This window comes from Brachyspira sp. (assembly GCF_050873525.1).
Classification (GTDB): domain Bacteria; phylum Spirochaetota; class Brachyspiria; order Brachyspirales; family Brachyspiraceae; genus Brachyspira.
Genome location: NZ_JBNMIZ010000246.1, coordinates 1 through 3,632, shown reverse-complemented (window position 1 = coordinate 3,632; position 3,632 = coordinate 1). Strand labels below are relative to the sequence as shown.

Genomic DNA, 3,632 nt, shown 5'->3' with positions numbered 1-3,632 from the left:
GTTTATTATCATGAAAAATTCTGAAGTATTTATAGACGGAGTATGGAAAAATAATCCTACTTTCGTGCAAATTCTTGGTATGTGTCCCAGCTTGGCGGTAACGAGCAGCGTGGAAAACGCTATCGGAATGTCAGCTGCCACAATATTCGTTTTAGTTTGTTCTTCGGCTTTGGTTTCTATTTTGAAAAAAGCTTATGCAAACGAAGTTAGAATAATGGGATACATTGTAGTTATAGCCGCTTTCGTTACATTAACCGAAATTATAATGAAAGCGAAATTCTATACTTTATCGCTGGCTTTGGGTCCTTATCTTCCTTTGATAACGGTAAATTGTATCATATTGGGAAGAGCAGAGGCGTTTGCAAATAAAAACGGAATAGTTCCAAGTATAGCGGACGCTTTGGGAAACGGAGTCGGATTCTTTATGGCTTTATTAATGCTTAGTTCGATTAGAGAAATACTCGGAAACGGAACTTGGCTCGGTTTTGATATAGTCGGTTCGGTTAGAGGTTTTATAGAATCCGCATTGCCATCTTTATTAAACGCTTATAACGAAATAACTACTCCTTGGGTTGTTATGATTATGGCGCCTGGAGCTTTCTTTACTTTAGCGGTTTTAATAGCCATAAAAAGAACGATAGACTCTAGAAAATCTCAAAAGGCTTAAATTGGAGGTTTGATTATGACAAATTTAATAGTTTTATTCGTTGCCACAGTGCTTGTTAATAATTTTGTATTGACTAAATTTTTGGGTATTTGTCCGTTTTTGGGAGTTTCAAATAAACTAGATTCGGCTATCAGTATGGGAATTGCCGTTACTTTCGTTTTGGTTCTCACGGCGGCGGTTAGCTGGATGATTCAAAAATATATTTTAGTTCCGTTTAATATTGCATTTCTTCAAACTATACTTTTTATTATAGTCATAGCGGCTTTGGTTCAATTCGTTGAAATAGTAATTAGAAAAACGAGCGAAAGTTTATATTTGGCTTTGGGAATTTATCTTCCGTTAATAACTACTAACTGCTGCGTTTTGGGTTTAGCCGTATTCGGAGTTTTATATGATTATAACTTTATACAAAATATAGTATTCGCTTTGGGCGCGGGAATCGGATTCACATTGGCTCTCATTATAATGGCAAGCATAAGAGAGAGACTAATGACCGCGGATATACCCGAAGCATTTAAAGGTCCAGCTATGCCTTTTGTTACGGCGGGAATACTGGCTTTAATATTTTACGGATTCTCTGGAATCATTAAGTAAAATATTTATGATAAATAAAAAACGGTTTAATTTAAATTAAGGATATTTGATTATGATTACTGCTACTACTATTACTATTGCGGTTGCTTCTATATCGGCGGCTTTGATAACTTTGATACTCGCCCTTATATTAATATTCTCTTCAAAAAAGTTTAGAGTCGATGTTGACGAAAGAGTAACCGAACTCACAGAAATTTTGCCAGGGGCTAATTGCGGAGGATGCGGTTTTCCCGGATGCACTCAATTTGCAAAAGCTTTGGTTGATGAAAAAGCTCCCGTTGACGGTTGTTCGGTTGGAGGAGCTGACACGGCTTCAAAAGTTGCAAACTATTTGGGAAAAGTAGCGCCTCCTCAAAAAGAAAGAACGAGAGCCTACATTTTCTGTCATGGGCATAAAGGAATCGCTAAAACGAATAAAATATATAACGGTGCGGAAACTTGCGTATCTGCCGTTATGTCGGGCGGAAATAGAGACTGTTCTTACGGATGCGTTGGTTTTTACGATTGTATGAAAGCCTGCGAATTCGGAGCGATTATCAAAAGCGAGACGGGAATACCGATTATAGTGGAAGATAAATGCGTTTCTTGTAACGCCTGCGTGAAAGCCTGCCCGCAAAAACTCATAGAAATTCATCCCGTTTCTCAAAAATTTCATGTTTATTGCAAATCAAAAGATAAAGGTCCTATAGCCAAAAAATCCTGCGACAGAGCATGCATCGGATGTAGCATTTGCGTGAAAGCTACAAAAGAAGGCGGAATGAAAATCGATAATTATCTTGCTATAGTTAATTATGAAGATTATTCTCTCACTGACGAAAGTATAGCGAAATGCCCTACAAAAGCGATAACCGATGAAAGAGTAAATTCTGTAGTTAATGTTTAAGTTTATTTTGTAATTGTGAATGAGTGAGGCAATCTAAATTTTTATAGATTGCTTCGCTTTCTTACGAAAGCTCGCAATGACAATGCATTATTCGTCATTACGAAGGAGTTGGCTACCGCCCGCTTTTAGCGAACGACTGAAGTAATCCACAAAAAATAAATTTTATTATTTTGGATTGCTTCGGGCTTTAGCCCTCGTAATGACAAAATAAAAATTTGAAATTAAAAATTTGTCCGTTATTTTTTAAATTATTATATTTGATATTTTTTTATTTACCATTATAATATAAATCATAAAAACTTTAAGGAAAATCCATGTCGGTATTGGCTAATAATATAAACGAAGAAATAAAAGAAATATTGGAAGAACATAACAATAATATTGACAAAAAAATTGAAGAACAGAATCAAAAAAATAATGACTTAAAAGAAAGCATAAATAAAAGCCATGAAGAAATGATGCGAAACGCGAATAATTTATTCAGAAAATACGATAAAACTTACGAAATTTTAATGGAATATGTCGCTAAAAAAATAGACGAGCAGGATAAAAAGAATAAAGATTTCGGCGAAAAAATTAAAATCATATTGGATAATAATTATAACGATTTTAATAAAACAAAGAAAAAAAATAATTCTAAAAATATTAAAGAAAATGTAAATATAAAAGATATTTCAAACGATTTTTTAGTGGTTTCGCTTTCATTAATCGGAATAATAGCGACTGTTCTAATAGCGATATTTTTTATTTGATATTTTTTATTATGCTTGATTATGATTATAGACAAATTAAAATACGAAAAAGAATATTTGAAATCTGGTTATAAATATATTTGCGGAATAGACGAAGTCGGGCGAGGATGTTTATTCGGTCCCGTTACCGCCGCTGCCGTAATAATGCCTTTATCTTTATCTTTTAATAATAATGAAAACGAAATTATAATCGAAGGAATAGAAGATTCAAAAAAACTATCGCCTAAAATAAGAAAAGAACTTTCAAAAAAAATCATCGAAAAATCTATTGTATATTCTATATATTCCGTAAGCGAAAAAATAATAGATGAAATAAATATTTTAAACGCCACAAAATTAGCTATGATTAAAGCGGTGGAAAATTTGAAAATCAAGCCCGATATACTTTTTATAGATGCTTTGAAACTTGATATTGATATAAAACAAATTTCAATAATAAAAGGCGACTCAAAATCCTATTCTATCGGTTGTGCGAGCATATTGGCGAAAGTAAGCCGAGACGAAATGATGAATAATTTGCCCGAAGAATATCAAAAATATAAAATCTCAAAAAATAAAGGCTACGGAACTAAAGAACATCTTGAAGCGATAGAAAAATACGGTCCAAGCGACAAACATAGATTTACTTTCGAGCCAATAAAATCTTATAATCATAAATAATAAAAAAACGATAATAATTAAAAATCTTTTTTAATTATTTTATGATAAATATTAATAAATATTTCAATTCTATAAT

5 protein-coding genes are annotated in these 3,632 nt (G+C 32.7%); all 5 read left to right on the top strand.

Features of this window, described 5'->3' with window-relative positions:
* Positions 1–667 (top strand): electron transport complex subunit RsxE (gene rsxE, locus ACR0QS_RS12000; RefSeq protein ID WP_432633689.1); only part of this gene is annotated, 667 nt, incomplete at its 5' end.
* 15 nt (positions 668–682) lie between these two features.
* On the top strand, positions 683–1,261 hold the full coding sequence (gene rsxA, locus ACR0QS_RS11995; RefSeq protein ID WP_432633688.1) for an electron transport complex subunit RsxA: 579 nt from the start codon (positions 683–685) through the stop codon (positions 1,259–1,261).
* Between the two features lie 52 nt (positions 1,262–1,313).
* Positions 1,314–2,144 carry an RnfABCDGE type electron transport complex subunit B gene (locus ACR0QS_RS11990; RefSeq protein WP_432633687.1) on the top strand — a complete coding sequence of 277 codons (831 nt, stop codon included), beginning with the start codon at positions 1,314–1,316 and terminating at the stop codon, positions 2,142–2,144.
* Positions 2,145–2,458: 314 nt separating this feature from the next.
* Positions 2,459–2,896, top strand: a complete 438-nt coding sequence (locus ACR0QS_RS11985; RefSeq protein WP_432633686.1) for a hypothetical protein — start codon at positions 2,459–2,461, stop codon at positions 2,894–2,896.
* A 21-nt stretch (positions 2,897–2,917) separates the two neighbouring features.
* On the top strand, positions 2,918–3,556 hold the full coding sequence (locus tag ACR0QS_RS11980; protein WP_432633685.1) for a ribonuclease HII: 639 nt from the start codon (positions 2,918–2,920) through the stop codon (positions 3,554–3,556).
* Positions 3,557–3,632: the final 76 nt, after the last annotated feature.